This window comes from Cellulosimicrobium cellulans (genome assembly GCF_042723955.1).
Lineage (GTDB): Bacteria > Actinomycetota > Actinomycetes > Actinomycetales > Cellulomonadaceae > Cellulosimicrobium > Cellulosimicrobium cellulans_H.
Genome location: NZ_JBHXIC010000002.1, coordinates 21,923 through 40,577, shown reverse-complemented (window position 1 = coordinate 40,577; position 18,655 = coordinate 21,923). Strand labels below are relative to the sequence as shown.

Genomic DNA, 18,655 nt, shown 5'->3' with positions numbered 1-18,655 from the left:
GCCCACCCCCACCTCTGGCCTTGCTGTAGGCAGGAGACGGGCACGCTCGTATCGCTCCGACAGGGCTCGTTCCCTGCCCACGGCGGGGGCTGTGGTCGCCGCGCTCGTCGGGTCGGTGATGCTCGCCGCGCCCGCGTCGGCGGTGGCCGGGGTGCTGCCGATCGAGCTCGAGGCGGAGGACGCGGTGCTCGCCGGGGGCGCGGGTGTCAACGACAACCACCTCGGGTTCTCCGGTGCCGGGTTCGTCGACGGGTTCGTCATCGACCACACCGGGACCGCGAGCGTGACGTTCACGCTCGACGTCCCGGAGGCCGGCGAGTACGGCCTCAACCTCCGGTACGCGAACGGGCTCGGCTCCGACATGACGCTCTCGCAGGTCGTCGTGCACGACGGCGCGGCCGAGGACCGGCAGGTCACGCTGCCCTCCGCGGTGGGGGCGTCGTGGAGCACGTGGTTCGTGCACCAGGAGGTCGTGTCGCTCGAGGCGGGCGAGCAGACCGTCGTCTACCGCTTCGACGCCGACGACACGGGCAACGTCAACCTCGACGCGGTCGCCCTGACGACGGTCGGCGACCTCTCGACGCCCGGCGGCGGCGCGACCGTGCCCGGCACGGAGCCGGGCTCCGGCCCGGACACGCGGTACGACGACGTCGCGGACGTCCTGCGCACCACGGCGCCACGCGCGGGGCAGGCGTACGAGGCCGAGGACGCGTTCACCGCGAACGGCGCGACCGTCGGGACGGAGGGCGTCGACCTGGCCGCGCCCCGCGCGCGCGTCGTCGTCGCGGTGGACGCCGCGAGGGCCGGCGACCAGACCGTGACGTTCCGGTACCGCAACGCGACCGGCGCCGACCAGGACGCGGTCCTCGCGGTGGACGGGCAGCCCGTCGGGCGTCTCGTCCTGGCCCCGCGCGAGCGCTGGGGCGACGTCGCCGTGACGCTCCCGCTGCGTGCCGGGTTGGGCAGCGTCGAGCTGCGCCGCACGGTCGCCGACCAGGGCGACGTGCCCGACCGGGGCGCGCCGACGCCGTCGGGCCTGGAGATCGACCGCGTCACGCTGCAGCGCGGCGAGGCGTTCCCGGACCGCGGCGCAGCCACGGCCGGGACGACGTACGAGGCCGAGCACGGCCGCACGACCGGCGAGGTGCTCGCGCCGAGCCGCGAGCTCCGCACGGTCGCTGCCGAGGCGTCGGGCCGTCAGGCCGTCACGCTCGACCGCACCGGCGAGCACGTCGAGTGGACCCTCACGGAGCCGGCGAACGCGCTCGTGCTGCGCGCGTCGGTCCCGGACTCGGCCGACGGGACGGGCCAGGACGGCTCGCTCGGCGTCTACGCGGGCGGGCGCAAGGTCGCCGACGTCGACGTCACCTCGCGCTACTCCCACGTCTACGGCGGCTACCCGTACGGCAACGACCCGACGCAGGGCGGGGCGCAGCGGTTCTTCGACGAGACGCGTGTGCTGCTCCCGCGCGAGCTGAAGGCCGGCACGACGCTGCGTCTGGCGCGCGACAGCGCCTCCGCCGACCTCCCGTACACCGTCGACCTCGTGGAGACCGAGGTCGCGCCGGCGCCGCTCACGGTACCTCCCGGCTTCGTGGACGTCCGCGACCACGGCGCCACGGACGACTCCTCCACAGACTCGTCCGCAGCCAGCCCGACCGACGACACCGCCGCGTTCGTCGCTGCCGTCGCGGCGGCGCGCGAGACCGGGACGGGCGTGTGGGTCCCGCCGGGCCGCTTCACGCTGACCGACCGCGTGCGCGTGCACGACGTCACGGTCCGCGGCGCGGGGCCCTGGTACTCCGTGGTCGCGGGACGCGACGGCAAGGGCGGGTTCTACGCGCAGGGGTCCGGCGTGACGATCGCGGACCTCATGGTCGACGGCGACGTCCGGTACCGCGACGACGCCCGGTTCGACGCGGCGCTCGAGGGCAGCTTCGGGCAGGGCTCGCTCGTCCAGAACGTCTGGATCTCCCACACGAAGGTCGGCCTCTGGGCCGACACGGGCACGGACGGGCTCTACGCGCTCGGGCTCCGCGTGCGGGACACGTTCGCCGACGGCGTCCACCTGCACGGTCGGGTCGCGGACACGCGCGTCGAGCACACGACGGTGCGCAACACCGGCGACGACGCGATGGCCATGTGGTCCTCGGGCGGTGCGGTGACGCGCTCGTCGTTCGTGCGCAGCACGGTCACGAGCCCGCTGCTGGGCAACGGCGCCGCGATCTACGGCGGCGACTCGAACGGCGTCTCGGGGCTCGTCGTGCGCGACACGCTCACCGCCGCCGCGGGCGTCGCCGTGAGCACGCGCTTCAACCCCGTGCCGTTCTCCGGGACCACGGTCGTCGAGGACAGCACGCTGATCCGCACCGGCGGGTGGGAGCCCAACTGGAGCACGTCGTTCGGGGGCATCTGGGTGTTCGCCGACACGAGCCACATCACGTCGCCCGTCGTGATCCGTGGCACCGAGATCCTCGACTCGACGTACGAGGGACTCCTGGTGAGCGGCAGCCACCGGGTCGACGACCTGCGGGTCAGCGACACCAGGATCGACCGCACCGGGTCGTACGGCGTCGCCGCGCGCCTCGGCGGCGACCACCGGTTCTCCGACGTCCGCGTCTCGGGCGTCACCACGCAGCCCGACGGCGACCACCACCTGTGGGGCACCGTCCACGACGAGGGCGGCAACTACGGCCTCCTCGAGGACGCGCCCGCGACGTGCTCGGTCGAGGCGGGGACGCTCACCGTCGGGAGCACGACGCTCACGACCGTGCGCGTCACCAACACCGGCACCGAGCCGCTGAGCGGCTGGGAGCTCGCGTGGTACGGGCGGCCGGGCGACGTCGCGACCGCGGGCGTCGGCGCCACCGTCGCGCAGGACGGTACGCGGGTCACGGCGTCGGGCCGGACCGTGCTGCGCCCGGGGCGCAGCACGACGTTCGTCGTGCTCGGCACCACGCACCTCCCCGGCCTCGGCGTCGGCCCGGCGTTCGACGCCGCCACGCTCGACGGCCTCGCGTGCGGGGTGACCCGCTCCTGACCTGAGCCTCGCACCGCCACGACCACATCCCGCACGCGCACCGACAGGAACCACCGCACATGACCTTCCCGCCCCGCCTCGCCACCAGCCCCGTCGCCCGCCCGGAGGCGACGATCCTCGGTGACCGGTACCGGATCACGGTGCTCGCCGACGGGCTCGTGCGCCTCGAGCGCGCGGAGGACGGCGTGTTCGAGGACCGCGCGTCGGCGTTCGCGCTCCACCGCGACCTGCCGGTGCCGGACTTCCGCGTCACCTCGTCCGGCACCGGGTCCGACGACGGGATCGAGGTCGTCACCGACAGGCTGCGCCTGCGGTACGACGGTGGGCCGTTCAGCGCGAGCGGGCTGAGCGTCGAGGTGCTCGGCGCGCACTCGGCCTACCACGGGGTGTGGCGGTACGGGCAGCGCGGTCCGGGCGTCCCGGCGACGGTCGTCCCCCTGGAGCCGGACGCTGTGGGGAACGGCCCGGGCAACCTCGGCGGGACGGCGCGCACGCTCGACGAGGCGGACGGCCCGGTCCCGCTGGGCCCCGGGGTGGTCTCGCGCGACGGCTGGGCCGTGATCGACGACTCGGGGAGCCTCGTCCTGGAGGAGGACGGCTGGGTCGTGCCGCGCGACGGGTCGCGCCAGGACCTGTACGTCTTCGCGTACGGGCACGACTACCGGGCCGCGCTGCGGGCGCTCTACGCGCTGTCCGGGCCGCAGCCGGTGCTGCCCCGGTACGCGCTCGGCACGTGGTGGAGCCGGTTCCACCGGTACTCGGCCGACTCGTACGCCGAGCTCGTCCGACGCTTCCGCCGCGAGGGCGTCCCGCTCGCGGTCGCGGTCCTCGACATGGACTGGCACGTGACCGACGTCGACCCGCGGCACGGCAGCGGCTGGACGGGGTACTCCTGGAACCGCGACCTGTTCCCGCACCCGGCGGCGTTCCTGCGGTCGCTGCACGACGACGGCCTGCGCGTCACGCTCAACGTGCACCCCGCCGACGGGGTCCGGGCGTTCGAGGACGCCTACCCGGCGATGGCCGCGGCGCTGGGTCGCGACCCCGACGGCGGCGAGCCGATCGCGTTCGACGCGACGGACCGGGACTTCCTGCGTGCCTACGCCGAGGTGCTGCATCGCGGGCTCGAGCGCGACGGCGTCGACTTCTGGTGGGTCGACTGGCAGCAGGGGGGCGTCTCGCGCGTGCCCGGCGTCGACCCGCTGTGGATGCTCAACCACGTCCACTACGTCGACAACGCGGGCGAGGCGTCGCGCGCCGCCGCGGGTCGCGCGACACGCGCCCTGACCTTCTCCCGGTACGCCGGACCGGGCAGCCACCGCTACCCGGTCGGTTTCTCGGGCGACTCGGTCATCTCGTGGGAGTCGCTCGACTTCCAGCCGTACTTCACCGCGACCGCGAGCAACATCGGGTACGGGTGGTGGAGCCACGACGTCGGCGGCCACATGCACGGCACCAAGGACGACGAGCTCGCGACGCGGTGGGTGCAGCTCGGCGTCTTCTCGCCGATCCTGCGCCTGCACTCGGCGGGGAACCCGTTCACGCGCAAGGAGCCGTGGACGTTCGGCCCCGAGGCCCGGGACGCCCAGGTCGCGGCGCTGCGCCTGCGTCACCGCCTGCTGCCGTACCTCCACACGATGAACGTCCGGGCCGCGCGCGAGGGCGTGCCTCTGGTCCAGCCGCTGTACCACGAGTGGCCCGAGCAGCCCGAGGCGTACGCGGCGCGCAACCAGTACCTCTTCGGGTCCGAGCTGGTCGTCGCGCCGATCACCGCGCCGGCGGACCCCGCGGCCGGGGTCGCCGCGGTGCGCGCGTGGTTGCCCGAGGGGACGTGGGTCGACGTGCTCGGGGGGCTCGTCTACGACGGTGGCCGCGAGACCTGGCTGCACCGCGACCTGTCGAGCATTCCCGTCCTCGCGCGCACCGGCGCGATCGTGCCGCTCGACGGCGCGACGGTGCCCGGCAACGGCGTCGCGCACCCGGAGCACGTCGAGGTGCTCGTCGTCGTCGGGGCCGACGGCGCGCTCGACCTCGTCGAGGACGCGGAGGGCCTTCCGCCGGGGACCGTCGTCGACGGCGCGCCCGAGAGCACCCTCGGCGAGGCACGGACCCCGCTGGCGTTCGACCAGGCGACGGGCCGTGCGGCGGTCGGGCCGGTCGCAGGGGACGCGCGCGTGGTGCCGTCGTCGCGGCGCTGGACCCTGACGTTCCCGGGGCTCGCGCCGACCGGGAGCGACGACCACGAGGTCGCGCCCGTCGTCACCGTCGACGGCGCGCCCGTGGGCGCGCTCGTCGAGCGGGACGAGCGGGCACTGCACGTCACGGTCGAGGCGCTCGCGCCGTCGTCCTGCCTCGTCGTCGACCTCGGGCCCGCCCCCCGTCTCGCGGACAACGACGTGGACGCCCGCCTCTTCGTGGCGCTCGATCGTGCGCACGTCCCGTACGACGACAAGGAGCGCGCGCACGGCGTGCTCACGGCGGACCGGCCGCTGTCCGTGCGGCTCTCGCACCTGCAGGCGCTCGGCCTGCCGGGCGCGCTCGAGTCCGCGCTCACCGAGATCCTCCTGGCCCGCGTGCCAGGACAGCACGTCACCGGCGGGGACGTCCTCACCGGCCTGTCGGAATCCGTCCGACCGGCCTGAGGGTCCATCGGGTGCCGCGCCGTTCGTGCTGGGGCGGCGCGGCACCCGGACGTCGTCGCGCCGCTCCTGGCGCGCCCCGTCATGCGTTCTGCGTGACGACCGCACGTCGTGCCGTCGGCATGCTGGCAGGAGGGGCGAGGCGACCGCGTCGGCCCCCGTCGACCCGGAGTCGGAAGGGGTGGGTGGTCGTCGTGGACCATGCGGAGGTGCTCCGGCGGCTCACGGTCAACGACGAGCGCGTCGGCGACGGCGCAGGTCTCGAGGACGCGCCGCTCTCGAGCCGGGACCGGGCGCTGGTCCGGATCGCCGCGGCCGTCGCGGTCGGGGCGTCCGTCCCGACGTACGGCGCGGAGATCGACGGCGCCGTCGAGGCCGGGGTCGACCCCGCCGAGGTGGTGGGCGTGCTCGCCGCGGTCGTGCCGGTCGTCGGCCTGCCCACCGTCGTGGCGGCAGCCCCGCGGGTCGCGCTGGCCCTGGGCCTGGAGCCCGTGGAGGGGTGGGAGGACGACCCCGGCGGTGGGCTGGACGACGTCCCGCCGGGCGGGCCCCCCGCGTCCCGCGGGTGATTTCCCTCGCTCCTGTTGAGGGGTCTCTGGGGCGCTCCTAGGCTGCTTGCGTGTCCGACGGGAGCCGTCAGGCGGTCACCGCGCGACCGGATCTCAGCACGGCGCTCTTGGCGGGCAAGGTCGAGCCGCCGGCGCCACGCCGCGGTGCGGTGTCCCGGCGCGGGCTCGTGGACCGCGCGCGGCGCGACGACGCCCGTGTCGTCGTGGTGACGGCGCCTCCGGGCTACGGCAAGACGACGATGCTCGCCGAGTGGGCGAGCCTCGAGGACCGCGCGGTCGCCTGGGCCAGCCTCGACCGCCTCGACGACGACCCCGGGGCCCTGCTCACGCTCCTCGCGCTCGCGTGCGCGCGCGTCTCGCCCGAGGTCGCCGCGGTGTCGGCCGAGATGCGCGGCACGGGCGCGGCGATGCTCGGGAGGTCCGCCCCGCTGCTCGCGGCGGCGCTCGCGCGGACCGCGACCCCGTTCGTGCTGTTCGTCGACGACCTGCACGAGGCGGGCTCCGTGGCGTGCCGGGACGCGCTCGACATCGTGCTCGGTGGCGTCCCGCCGGGGTCGCAGGTCGTCGTCGCGAGCCGTCGCACGCCCGGGCACGGGGCGCGACGGCGCGTGGAGGGCGACCTCGTCGAGATCGGGCCCGACGACCTGCGGGTCGACGTCGACGGCGCGCGCGAGATCTTCCGCGCGGCGGGGGCCATGCCGGACGCCGGGATCGACACCGTGGTGGAGCGGTGCGAGGGCTGGCCCACGGGCGTGTTCCTCTGCGCGCTGCTCGTGCGCGACGGGGAGGACCCCGCGTCGCTCACCGGGACCGACCGGTTCGTCGCCGACTACCTCTACCGCGAGTGCATGACCACCCTGTCCGCGCAGACGCAGCACTTCCTGCGCGCCACGGCCGTGCTCGACCAGCTCTCGGCTGCGACGTGCGACGCCGTGCTCGGCACCACGGACGCCGCGGCGCGCCTGCGCGAGCTCGAGGACGCGAGCCTGTTCCTCGTCCCGCTCGACCACCACCGCGGCTGGTTCCGCTACCACCCGCTCTTTCGCGAGTTCCTGCTCGCCGAGCTCGGGCGCGTGGAGCCCGAGGCCGTCGCGCCGCTCCACCGGCGCGCCGCCGCGTGGCACGTCGAGGAGGGGATCGAGGCGCGAGCCGTCGAGCACCTCCTCGCGGCGGGCGACGTCGAGGAGGCGGCCGTCCTGGTCGGGCGCCTCGCGCTGTCGACCTACCAGGACGGCGGCGTCGCCGTCGTGACCCGCTGGCTCGAGACCCTCGGCGACGCCGTCGTCGAGGCGTTCCCCGAGCTGACGGTCGTCGCCGCGTGGCGTGCGCTGCTGCTCGGCGAGTCCGCGACGGCCGAGCGGTGGGCCGCCGTCCTGGAGGGCTTCGACGCGGACCTCCTCCCCGACGAGGACCGCGTCGCGCTCGAGTCCGCGCGGTGCCAGGTGCGGGCCGCCATGTGCGTCGACGGCCCGGAGGCGTCCCTCGCGTGCGCGGCCTACGCCGTCGAGCACGAGCCGGCCTGGAGCCCGTGGCGGGACCAGGCGCTCCACCTGCTGGGCTCGGCCCAGCTGCTCGTGGGAGACCGGGAGGCGGCGCGGGACGCGTTCACGGAGGCCGTGGCCTGCGGCACGGAGGCGGGGAACCCGGACTCGGTGCTCCTCAGCGAGGCGGAGCTGGGGATCCTCGCGCTCGACGAGGGACGGTGGGACGACGCCGAGCGGCACGCGCGCGCCGCGGTCGGCACGGTCGACGACCACCACATGGAGGGCTACTCCACCACGGCGATCGCCCTGGCCGTACGGGCCCGCGTCGCCGCCCACCGGGGCGAGCGCACCGCGGCCGAGCGGTTCGTCGCGCGCGGGATGCGCGCCCGGGTGCCGTGCACGCACGTCATGCCGTACCTCGCGCTGCGCGTCCGGCTCCAGCTCGGGTACGCGTGCCTCGCCCTCGGGGACCGCACGACGGCGTCGCACCTCGCCGCCGAGGCCGCCGAACTGCTGCGCCGCCGCCCGCGCGTCGGGCTCCTGGCGGGCGAGGTCGCCGCCTTCCGCGACCGGCTCGAGAGCGTCGCCGCGACGCGCGGCGCCCCGCCGCTCACCCCCGCCGAGCTGCGCCTGCTTCCCTACCTGCAGACGCACCTCACCATGGCGGAGATCGGGCGCCGGCTCTTCGTCTCCCGCAACACGGTGAGCACCCAGGTCGGCGCGATCTACCGCAAGCTCGGCGCGACGACGCGCGGCGCCGCCGTCGAGCGCGCCGTGACCCTGGGCCTCCTCGGGAGCTGAGCGGCGCCCCGGCTGCGGGAACCACCGCGCCGTCGTTCGCGCGATCTGCGTGATGCCCTCTCCGTCGTGGCGGACCTACGGTCGACGAGTCGTCGGGCCGCCGGGCGCTCCCCACCTGCACGACGGCCCGACGACCTGCGCCGGGCCGGGGCCGCGCCCGTGCCGTCCGTGAGGTCCTGGACAGACAGGAGAGACACGATGAGTGACGAGCCCCGCCGGACGGTCGTCGGACCGCCGCTGCCCGCCGAGAGGTCGCTGCCGTTCCCGCCCCGGCGGTCCGGGAGCGTCGCCGGGCGGACGATCCAGGAGTCCACGTACTCCCCGCGTCCACCGGAGCGGCACCTGCCCCCGGACGCGCCGAACGTCGTCGTGATCCTCATCGACGACGCCGGTCCCGCGCTCCCGACGACGCTCGGCGGCGCCGTGCGGACGCCGACGCTCGACCGGGTCCGCGCGGGCGGCATCGGCTACAACCGGTTCCACACGACCGCCATGTGCTCCCCGACGCGCGCGTCGCTGCTCACCGGGCGCAACCACCACCGGGTCGGCAACGGGCAGATCGCGGAGCTCGCGAACGACTGGGACGGTTACTCGGGGCACATCCCCAAGAGCAGCGCGACGATCGCCGAGGTGCTGCGCCAGTACGGGTACGCGACCGGCGCCTGGGGCAAGTGGCACAACACGCCGGCGGAGGAGACGACGGCGTCCGGACCGTTCGACCGCTGGCCCACCGGGTACGGGTTCGAGTACTTCTACGGGTTCCTCGCGGGCGAGGCGTCGCAGTACGAGCCGCACCTGGTGCGCAACACGACCCCGACGCTGCCGCCGAAGACCCCGGAGGAGGGTTACCACCTCAGCGAGGACATCGCCGACGACGCGATGCGCTGGCTGCGCGACCACAAGGCGAACGCGCCGGACAAGCCGTTCTTCGTCTACTGGGCCACCGGCGCGCTGCACGGGCCGCACCACATCATGAAGGAGTGGGCGGACAGGTACGCCGGGCAGTTCGACGACGGCTGGGACGCCTACCGGGAGCGGGCGCTCGCGGGCGCGAAGGCCGCGGGCTGGGTGCCGGAGGACGCCGAGCTCACGCCCCGGCCCGAGAGCCTCGCCGGGTGGGACGAGATCCCCGACGACCAGAAGGCGTTCCAGGCGCGGCTCATGGAGGTCGCCGCAGGGTTCGGCGAGCACGCCGACGTGCAGGCCGGGCGCCTGCTCGACGAGGTCGAGCGGCTCGGCTTCGCCGACAACACGATCGTCGTCTACATCTGGGGCGACAACGGCTCCTCGGGCGAGGGGCAGAACGGGACGATCAGCGAGCTGCTCGCGCAGAACGGCATCCCGTCGACGGTCGAGCAGCACATCGCCGCGCTCGAGGAGCTCGGCGGGCTCGACGCGCTCGGCACGCCCGCGACGGACAACCAGTACCACGCCGCGTGGGCGTGGGCCGGCTCGTCGCCGTACCAGGGCATGAAGCTCCTCGCGTCCCACCTCGGCGGCACGCGGAACCCGATGTTCGTGAGCTGGCCCGGGCGCATCGAGCCCGACCGCGTGCCGCGCACGCAGTTCCACCACGTCGTCGACCTCGTGCCGACGATCTACGAGATCATCGGCATCTCCCACCCCGAGACCGTGAACGGCATCCCGCAGGACCCGATCGACGGGACGAGCTTCGCGTACTCGATCGACGACGCCGGGGCCGAGGGCCGCCGTCGGACGCAGTACTTCGAGATCATGGGCAGCCGCTCCATCTACGCCGACGGCTGGATGGCCTCGGCGACCGGTCCACGGCTCCCGTGGGTGCAGGGGATGCCACCGGGGATCCAGACCTGGACCCCGGACCACGACCCGTGGGAGCTGTACCACCTCGACGAGGACTGGAGCCAGGCGCGCGACCTCGCCGCCGAGCATCCCGAGAAGCTCGCCGAGCTCAGGGAGCTGTTCGCGATCGAGGCGGCCCGCAACGACGTCCTGCCCGTGGGCGGTGGGCTCTGGGTGGTCGCGATGCACCCCGAGGACCGGATCAGCCCGCCGTACACGGCGTGGGACTTCTCGGGCGACACGGTGCGCGTCCCGGAGTTCTGCGCCCCGGCGCTCGGCAACCGCCCCAACCGAGTGGAGATCCGGCTGTCCGTCCCGGACGCCGCGAACGGCGTGCTCTACAAGCTCGGCGGAGCGGGCGGCGGGCTCACGTGCTTCCTGCTCGACGGCGTGCTCACCTACGAGTACAACCTCTTCCTCATCCAGCGGACCGTCGTCCGGTCGAGCACGCCGCTCGCGGCCGGCGACCACACGGTCGAGATCGTCACGACGTACGTCGAGCCGCGGCCCGGCGGCCCGCTCGACGTCGCGCTGCAGGTCGACGGCGAGGAGGTCGGTTCCGGCACGGTCCCCGTGAGCGCGCCGCTGCTCTTCTCCGCGAACGACTGCCTCGACGTCGGGCGCGCGTACGGCGGCGCCGTGTCGCGCGCGTACGCGGACCGCATGCCGTTCGCGCTCGACGGGCGCATCGACGCCGTGCACGTGGAGTACCTCCTGCCCGCGACGGACGGCGCGAGCCGGTAGGGGGCCGAGCAGGCCGCCGGTCAGGAGTTCACGCGTTCTGGGTGAGGACTCGCCCGGCGGCCAGGACGAGCCTGAGGACAGGCCCGCGCGCGTGGCGCGGGCGGACGCGGAGAGGACGCGACGATGACGCAAGAACTCAACGACGGGCTCGAGAGCGAGCTCGGCGACCTCGCGGAGAGCGGGCCGATCGACTTCCTGGTCATCGAGCTCCCGACGGACCGCGCGACGGGCGACGCGGCCTTCCCGCACCTCGTCGACCTCGTGGACCGCGGCATCATCCGCGTGCTCGACCTCGTGGTCGTCCGGCGGGAGGAGGACGGCAGCGTCGTCGGCCTCGGGCTCGAGGAGCTCGACGACGGGTCGACGAACCTCGCGGTGTTCGAGGGGTCGAGGTCGGGCCTGCTCGGCGACGACGACCTCGACGAGGCCGCGAGCGCCGTCGAGCCCGGCATGACGGCGGTCGTGCTGGTCTACGAGAACGTGTGGGCGGCCCCCTTCGCGACCGCCCTGCGCCGCAACGGCGCCCAGCTCGTCGCGAGCGGGCGCATCCCGGTCCAGGCGCTCCTCGCGTCGCTGGACGCCACCGAGCCGGACGCCTGAGCCGGCGCTCGCAGAAGGAGACCCTCGTGCCAGGACTGCTCCGCGGTGTCGCGCGCACCGCCGTCATCGCCGGGACCGCGACCGCGGTCTCGAACCGCGTCTCCCGCCGCCAGGCGGGCCGCTGGGCCGCCCAGGAGGCCGCGCAGGAGCCGGCGCCGCAGTACGCGCCGCCGCCCCAGCAGTACGCGCCCCCGGAGCCCGCGTACGCGCCGCCCGCGCCGGCGGCGCCGTCGGGCATGGACGCCCGCATCGAACAGCTCACCCAGCTCGGCGCGCTCCGCGACCAGGGCGTGCTCAGCGCCGAGGAGTTCGAGGCGCAGAAGGCACGCATCCTCGCCGACTGACGACGGTCGGCACCCCCACGACGAAAGGCAGCGACATGGACACCTTCTGGGACTGGTTCTGGCTCATGGTGTGGTGGTTCTTCTTCGTGATGTATCTGGTGATCCTCTTCCAGATCGTCGCGGACCTGTTCCGCGACCGGCACCTGAGCGGGTGGTGGAAGGCGGTGTGGGTGCTCGCGCTCATCGTCGTCCCGTTCCTCTCGGCGCTGGTCTACCTCATCGCTCGCGGCAAGGGCATGGGCGAGCGGCACGCGCAGAGCGTCGCGAACGCCCAGGCGGCGACCGACTCGTACATCCGCAGCGTCTCCGGCACGTCGCCGAGCTCCCAGATCGCCGACGCGAAGGCGTTGCTCGACGCCGGGACGATCGACCAGCAGGAGTTCGCGGCGCTCAAGGCCAAGGCGCTCGCCTGACCTGACCGGGCGCGACGTCACCCACCCGAGCCGGGTCCCCGGCGTGTCGGAAGGAACCAGCATGACCGACGAGCAGCACGTCCTGCGCCCGACCTACACGCGAGCCGGCGTGCGGGCGGTCGCGCCACGTTTCACCATGCCGGACGCGGAGATGGAGCCGACGTCCGCCTACCAGGTCGTCCACGACGAGGTGATGCTCGACGGCAACTCGCGCCTCAACCTCGCGACGTTCGTCGCGACGTGGATGGGTGACGAGGCGGACCGGCTCTACGCCGAGGTCTACGACAAGAACATGGTCGACAAGGACGAGTACCCGCGCACGGCGGCGGTCGAGGAGAACTGCTGGCGCATCCTCGGGTCGTTGTGGAACGTGCCCGACGTGCAGGACTGCATCGGGACGTCGACCATCGGGTCGTCCGAGGCGTGCATGCTCGGGGGCCTCGCGCTCAAGCGGCGGTGGCAGCTCACGCGCCGGGCGGCGGGGAAGCCCGCGGACCGGCCGAACCTCATCATGAGCTCGGCGGTGCAGGTGTGCTGGGAGAAGTTCTGCAACTACTTCGAGGTCGAGGCGCGGTACGTGCCGATCTCGGAGGAGCACCCGTGCCTCGACGGCAGCGACCTCGAGAAGTACGTCGACGAGAACACGATCGGCGTCGTCGCGATCATGGGCGTGACCTACACGGGCATGTACGAGCCCGTGAAAGAGATCGCGGCGGCGCTCGACGCGCTCCAGGAGCGCACGGGGCTCGACGTCCCGATCCACGTCGACGGCGCGTCGGGCGCCATGATCGCGCCGTTCCTCCAGCCGGAGATCGAGTGGGACTTCCGGCTCGAGCGCGTGCACTCGATCAGCACGTCGGGCCACAAGTACGGACTCGTGTACCCCGGGGTCGGCTGGGTCGTGTGGCGCACGCTCGACGCCCTGCCCGAGGAGCTCGTCTTCCGCGTGAGCTACCTCGGGGGGAACATGCCGACGCTCGCCCTCAACTTCTCGCGTCCGGGCGCGCAGGTGCTGCTCCAGTACTTCCAGTTCCTGCGCCTCGGCCGGGAGGGCTACACCGCGATCCAGCAGGAGTGCCAGGACGTCGCGAAGTACCTCGCGCACGGGATCGAGCAGATCGGCGCGTTCGACCTGTGGAACGACGGGTCCGACATCCCCGTGTTCGCGTGGCGGCTCAAGCAGGGCCACACCGAGAACTGGGACCTGTACCACCTCTCCGACCGGCTGCGGATGAAGGGCTGGCTGGTCCCGGCCTACCCGATGCCCGACGACCTCGCGGACCTCACCGTCCAGCGGATCGTCGTGCGCAACGGCGTGAGCCGCGACCTCGCCGACGACCTCCTGGAGGACATCCGGGTCGAGACGGAGTGGCTCGACGGCCTCACGTCGCCCATGCCCGCCGAGGGCCGGCGCTCGGGCTTCCACCACTGACGGTCGTGGACGGGCGGGGGCGTCGTCTGCGGCGCGAGGCGTGGGGGTTCGCGGTCGGGTCGCTGTGCTTCCTCGTCGGGGCGCTCCCGCCCTACGCCGACGCCGTCGGCGCGGTCGCCACGAACGTCACGTTCGTCGTCGGCGCGGTGTTCTTCACCGCCGCCGCGTTCGTGCAGCTCGGCCTCAGCGGGCGGCGCCCGCCGCGTGCGGGGACGCACCCGGCCGACCGGTGGGACTGGTGGGCGGCGGCGGTCCAGCTCGTCGGGACGCTGTGCTTCAACGTCAGCACGACGACGGCCCTCGTCGCGGCGGTCGACGACCCGACGGCGCTCGGCGCGGGCTGGAAGCCGGACGCCTACGGCTCCGTCGCGTTCCTCGTGTCGTCCGCGTTCGCCGTCGTCGCGACGCGCGACCGCGGGCACCTGTGGGACACGGACGCCCGCACCTGGCACGGGACCTGGCTCAACCTGCTCGGCTCCGTCGCGTTCGGCGTGTCTGCCGTCGGGGCGTACGTCTCGCTCGCCACGGGCACCTACGTGAGCGAGTGGTGGGACGACGCCGGCACGCTCGTCGGCGCGGTGTGCTTCCTCGTCGCGGCGCTGCTGTCGCGGCGGTCGGTCGACGCGCCCGCGCCGAGCGACGCGCTCCCGGCCGGGTGACGCACGGCGGGGCGCATCGCTCGGCCGAGAGCCAGCGCTCGCCGGACCGCACGCGGGCCGGCGGCGGGATCAGCTCCGGCGCGCGCGACGGGACAGGAGCACGACGGCGGTGCCCACCGCGGCGAGGCCGGCGGCGAGGGCCGCGTAGAGACCGACCGTCGCGCCGGTCTCCGCCAGGCTCGGGTTCTGCGCGGACGCGCTCACCTCGTTCGACACAGGGACGACGCCGGCCGGGTCGTCCTCCCCGGGCGGGTTCGTCGCGCAGTCGGGCGACGACGGCGGGTAGACCGTGGTCACGAGGACGTGCGGGTTGACCTCGAAGCTCACGTCGACGGCGGGCCGGACCCAGTCGTACTCGTCGCCCTCGACCCACTCGCCGTCCTCGAACCGCCACCCGGGCCAGTCGACGCCCTTGCCCTGCTCGTCGACGACGGCCCCCGGCCACAGCAACCGGCCCTGGAGGGGGAGGCCGGACCGGACGACGCTCTCGCCGTCGGGGTTGATCCACGTGACCGTCACCGTGTCGTGGTCGGTGCCCTCGACCTCGATCGCGTAGTCCAGGTAGGCGGCGTCCTGCTCGCACGCCGAGACGAGCGTCGTGAGGCGCATCGACGGCTGGGACGGCACGTACGTGTCGCCCTCGGCGGCGTGGGCGGCCGGGCCCGCGAGGAGCGCGGCGGAGGCGGCGAGGGCGGCGGCTGTGGTGGCCCGCACCAGGGTGCGGCGTCCGGTCGAGGTGCTCATGGTCGTTCCCGTCGGGTCGTGGTCGGTCGAGCGCGACGGGTACCGTCCTGAGGGCGCGCCCGTGCCGCCGCCGGACAGGCGGTTCGGGGCAGCAAGGGCGCGGGCGTGTCGGACGCGTGAGGCGGCACCGCCGTGATCGCCGGTGCCCGTACTGGCAGGGGGCTGAGCGTACGGGCACCGGCTGGCCCCCACGCTAGACAGCCAACTGGACAGGCGTCCAGTTCGATCGCGGGTGAATCCCACCGGCCGAGAACGACATCAGTGTCGTTATCCGTCCGAAAGCGACAGCGAGGTCGTGCTCGACGGCGAGGAGGCGTCCGGCTGAGTCGCCCGCACGACCCCTTGACAGCGCAAAGCCGCGATGCCCTACGTTCGCAGCGGAGCGCCGGGACGCGGCGCGCGACCGTCAGGGGGACGTGCCGTGCCGTCATCGAACGACGACCTCGAGCCGGCGGGATACGCCGAGCTGCTGACCGACCTCAAGGCGCGCGTCCGCGCGACGCAGTTCCGCGCCGCGCGCGCTGCGAACACCGAGGTGCTGCGGCTTTACTGGTCGATCGGCCACGACATCCTCGAGCGCCAACGTACCGCGGGCTGGGGTGCGAAGGTGGTGACCAGGCTCGCCGCTGACCTGCAGCGGGAGTTCCCGGAGCAGCGTGGCTGGTCGCCCTCGAACCTGAAGAACATGCGCAGGGTCGCCGAGGTCTGGCCGACGCTCGAGGAGTTCGGCCAACGTCCCGTTGGCCGATTGCCCTGGGGACACGTGATCACCCTCCTCGAGCGGCTCAGCACCCGTGACGAGCGTGACTGGTATGCCGCGGAGGCTGCCGAGAACGGCTGGACCCGCCCCGTGCTCGAGTACCAGATCAAGTTCCGGCGGCGCGATGCTCTCGGGGCCGCGCCGACGAACTTCACCGCGGCACTCGACGCCGCGGACTCTGAGCTGGCACAGGCGATGGTCAAGGACCCCTACGTCTTCGAGCACCTCGGCCTCGTCGAGAAGCGCGCCGAGCGCGACGTCGAGCAAGCGCTCATGGACCGTCTCCAGGACACGATGCTCGAGCTCGGGCGCGGGATGGCGTTCGTCGGGCGGCAGGTGCGTCTGACCGTGCCCGACGACGAGAGCGACGCCGTCGACGAGTTCTTCGTCGACCTGCTGTTCTTCCACGTCGAGCAGCTGCGCTACGTCGTCGTCGAGCTGAAGGTCGGGAAGTTCGAACCCGCGCACCTCGGTCAGCTCGGGACCTACGTCGCGATCGTCGACGACCAGTACCGCCGGCACGAGATCCACGCCCCGACCGTCGGGATCCTGCTGTGTACGGGCCGGAGCGGCGCCGTCGTCCGCTACTCCCTGGCCAGCACGAACGCGCCCGTCGCGGTCGCGGACCTCCAGGGGCTGCCCGACGAGGCGCGCGGAGCGCTGCCGAGCGTGGCCGAGCTCCAGGCGGTGGTCGCGGACGAGCTCGAGCAGCGATCGTGAACGGGACCCGCGGGCGCGTACCCGTCTGACGCGTCGTCAGGCACGGCCGGAGCGCTCGAGGACGCCGCGCACGTAGGCGGCCTGGCCCGCGTGCTGGAGGCTGTCCACCGCGACGCTCACGAGCCGGACGCCGAGCGTGACCGGCGGGTCCCACGCCTCGTCGACGACGCGGTCGAGGTCCTCGTCGGTCAGCGCGGCGAGCACGTCGTGGGACTCGACCTGGACGGCGTGCACGTAGCCAAGCAGGAGGTCGTCGCTCGCGCGGACGCGGGCGACGTCCTGGGCCGACTGCCCGTAGCCGGTCGCCCCGTCGTGGAACGGCAGGTCGAACCGGCGTGCCCAGCCGTCGCGCGTCCACACCTGCTCGCGCCCGACCGCGGCGGCGACCTGCGCGTCCTGGCCCCGCGCGAGGTGCCACGCGAGCCAGGCGATCGTGTTGGCGCCGGGGTCGAGGCGCGCGGCGAGAGCGTCCTCCCCGAGACCGTCGACGGCGCGGGTCGTCGTCGGTCCGATCCGGCCGAAGAGGTCCTCCAGCATCGTGCGGGCGTCCACGTCTCTCCCTCTCGTCGTCGGCCACCGTCCCCAGCAGCCTCCGACGACCCGCGCGCGGTCGCGACCCGAACGGCTCGTCCCGGCGCCGGCGGGTGCGCACCTCACCCGAGGGCGACGACCACGGTGCCCGCCTTGTGCTCGTGCTCGACGTGCCGGTGCGCGTCCGCGATCCGGTCGAGCGGGTACTCCTGGTCGACGACGGCGCGCAGCGCGCCGGACGACCCGAGCGCGAGCGCCTCGCGCAGGGTTGCGCGCTGGAGCTCGGTGGACTTCAGGCCGGTGAAGGCGACGACGCCCCGCCGGCCGCCCGCGCGGCGCGCGCTCCACAGGGTGCGCGCGAGGATCGCGGCCGACGGCACGGTCGTGAGGTAGGCCCCGTCGTCCGTGAGCAGGTTCCGGCACCTCCGGTACGACGACGCGCCCGCGACGTCGAAGACGACGTCGTAGCGTGTTGTGTCCACCGCTCCGGCTGCGGAGGGCTTCGCGGTGGCGTCCCGCTGCGTGCGGTCGACGACCTCCGCCGCGCCGAGCGCGCGCACCAGGTCGAGGCCGCGCGGCCCGCACACGGCGGTGACGTGCGCGCCCGCGACCACGGCGAGCTGCACCGCCGCCGTCCCGACGCACCCCGACGCGCCGATCACCAGGACCTGTGCGCCGGGTCGCAGCCGCGCGTGGTCGGTGAGGAACGGCAGCGCGGTCAGCGGCCCGGCGGCCAGGACCGCGGCGTCCACGTCGGAGAGACCGCGCGGCGTCGGGACGACGGCGCCGTCCGCCGGGACGACGACGAGCTCGGCGTGCGCGCCCGCACCCCTGCGCGTGAGCGCGGTGACCCGGTCGCCGACGGTGAAGCCCGCGACCTCGGCTCCGACCGCGACGACCTCGCCCGCGACCTCGCCGCCCAGCACGGGGTAGCGCGGCCGGCGCAGGCCGAACGCGAGCCGCGCGAACCACGGCGTGCCGCTGCGCGCGGCGACGCCCGCAGCGGCGAGCGTGCTCGCGCGGTTGCGCACGAGCAGGTCGCGAGGGCCCGGGACGGGGTCGGGGAGCGTCGTGATGCGCACGACGTCGGGCGGTCCGTAGGTGGTGGACGTCGCCGCCCTCATCGGACCGGCTCCTCGCCGGGGTAGGCGAACACCTCGTCGAGCGGGGCGTCCAGGGCGCGGGCGATGAGGAACGCGGTCTCGAGCGACGGCGAGTAGCGACCCTGCTCGATCGCGATGACGGTCTGGCGCGTCACGCCGACGCGCTCCGCGAGCTCGGCCTGCGTCATCTCGCCGCGCGCGAAGCGGAGCGCGCGGATCGTGTTCGTGACGCGCGTCGGCTTCCCTCCCAC

15 protein-coding genes are annotated in these 18,655 nt (G+C 74.2%); 11 read left to right on the top strand and 4 right to left on the bottom strand.

Annotated features, from left to right (window positions below; genetic code table 11):
- Positions 1 to 91: 91 nt before the first annotated feature.
- The 10 genes from ACFWH7_RS00925 to ACFWH7_RS00880 all read left to right on the top strand — a co-directional run bounded on the left by ACFWH7_RS00925 (position 92) and on the right by ACFWH7_RS00880 (position 14,546).
- Positions 92 to 3,040 carry a CBM35 domain-containing protein gene (locus ACFWH7_RS00925; protein ID WP_378214595.1) on the top strand — a complete coding sequence of 983 codons (2,949 nt, stop codon included), beginning with the start codon at positions 92 to 94 and terminating at the stop codon, positions 3,038 to 3,040.
- 59 nt (positions 3,041 to 3,099) lie between these two features.
- Positions 3,100 to 5,682, top strand: coding sequence for a glycoside hydrolase family 31 protein (locus tag ACFWH7_RS00920; RefSeq protein WP_378214594.1), 2,583 nt, complete (start codon positions 3,100 to 3,102; stop codon positions 5,680 to 5,682).
- A 191-nt stretch (positions 5,683 to 5,873) separates the two neighbouring features.
- The gene (locus ACFWH7_RS00915) at positions 5,874 to 6,248 is read left to right on the top strand and encodes a carboxymuconolactone decarboxylase family protein (RefSeq protein WP_378214593.1); all 375 of its coding nucleotides are present in this window, start codon (positions 5,874 to 5,876) and stop codon (positions 6,246 to 6,248) included.
- A 50-nt stretch (positions 6,249 to 6,298) separates the two neighbouring features.
- A complete protein-coding gene (locus ACFWH7_RS00910; protein WP_378214592.1) occupies positions 6,299 to 8,533 on the top strand; it encodes an AAA family ATPase in 2,235 nt (744 codons plus the stop codon).
- A 198-nt stretch (positions 8,534 to 8,731) separates the two neighbouring features.
- The gene (locus ACFWH7_RS00905; protein WP_378214591.1) at positions 8,732 to 11,098 is read left to right on the top strand and encodes an arylsulfatase; all 2,367 of its coding nucleotides are present in this window, start codon (positions 8,732 to 8,734) and stop codon (positions 11,096 to 11,098) included.
- 123 nt (positions 11,099 to 11,221) lie between these two features.
- Positions 11,222 to 11,698 carry a DUF6325 family protein gene (locus ACFWH7_RS00900; RefSeq protein WP_378214590.1) on the top strand — a complete coding sequence of 159 codons (477 nt, stop codon included), beginning with the start codon at positions 11,222 to 11,224 and terminating at the stop codon, positions 11,696 to 11,698.
- 26 nt (positions 11,699 to 11,724) lie between these two features.
- Positions 11,725 to 12,042 (top strand): SHOCT domain-containing protein, encoded by a 318-nt coding sequence (locus ACFWH7_RS00895; RefSeq protein ID WP_378214589.1) that lies wholly within the window; start codon positions 11,725 to 11,727, stop codon positions 12,040 to 12,042.
- A 35-nt stretch (positions 12,043 to 12,077) separates the two neighbouring features.
- Positions 12,078 to 12,455, top strand: coding sequence for an SHOCT domain-containing protein (locus tag ACFWH7_RS00890; protein WP_378214588.1), 378 nt, complete (start codon positions 12,078 to 12,080; stop codon positions 12,453 to 12,455).
- A 61-nt stretch (positions 12,456 to 12,516) separates the two neighbouring features.
- Positions 12,517 to 13,887, top strand: a complete 1,371-nt coding sequence (locus ACFWH7_RS00885; RefSeq protein ID WP_378214587.1) for a glutamate decarboxylase — start codon at positions 12,517 to 12,519, stop codon at positions 13,885 to 13,887.
- Positions 13,888 to 13,892: 5 nt separating this feature from the next.
- Positions 13,893 to 14,546 carry a hypothetical protein gene (locus ACFWH7_RS00880; RefSeq protein WP_378214586.1) on the top strand — a complete coding sequence of 218 codons (654 nt, stop codon included), beginning with the start codon at positions 13,893 to 13,895 and terminating at the stop codon, positions 14,544 to 14,546.
- A gap of 69 nt (positions 14,547 to 14,615) precedes the next feature.
- On the opposite strand, the gene ACFWH7_RS00875 is transcribed toward ACFWH7_RS00880, so the two are convergent.
- Positions 14,616 to 15,290: a peptidase gene (locus tag ACFWH7_RS00875; protein ID WP_378214585.1), complete on the bottom strand. Its 675-nt coding sequence runs from the start codon at positions 15,288 to 15,290 to the stop codon at positions 14,616 to 14,618.
- A 421-nt stretch (positions 15,291 to 15,711) separates the two neighbouring features.
- Between ACFWH7_RS00875 and ACFWH7_RS00870 the strand changes: the two genes are divergently transcribed.
- Positions 15,712 to 16,770, top strand: a complete 1,059-nt coding sequence (locus ACFWH7_RS00870) for a PDDEXK nuclease domain-containing protein (protein WP_336726036.1) — start codon at positions 15,712 to 15,714, stop codon at positions 16,768 to 16,770.
- A gap of 36 nt (positions 16,771 to 16,806) precedes the next feature.
- On the opposite strand, the gene ACFWH7_RS00865 is transcribed toward ACFWH7_RS00870, so the two are convergent.
- From ACFWH7_RS00865 to ACFWH7_RS00855, 3 genes are all read right to left on the bottom strand, one after another.
- Positions 16,807 to 17,322: a mycothiol transferase gene (locus ACFWH7_RS00865; protein WP_378214584.1), complete on the bottom strand. Its 516-nt coding sequence runs from the start codon at positions 17,320 to 17,322 to the stop codon at positions 16,807 to 16,809.
- Between the two features lie 101 nt (positions 17,323 to 17,423).
- Positions 17,424 to 18,425, bottom strand: coding sequence for an NAD(P)-dependent alcohol dehydrogenase (locus tag ACFWH7_RS00860; protein ID WP_378214583.1), 1,002 nt, complete (start codon positions 18,423 to 18,425; stop codon positions 17,424 to 17,426).
- The gene (locus tag ACFWH7_RS00855; protein ID WP_378214582.1) at positions 18,422 to 18,655 is read right to left on the bottom strand and encodes a helix-turn-helix transcriptional regulator; all 234 of its coding nucleotides are present in this window, start codon (positions 18,653 to 18,655) and stop codon (positions 18,422 to 18,424) included. The genes ACFWH7_RS00860 and ACFWH7_RS00855 overlap by 4 nt, the downstream gene beginning before the upstream one ends.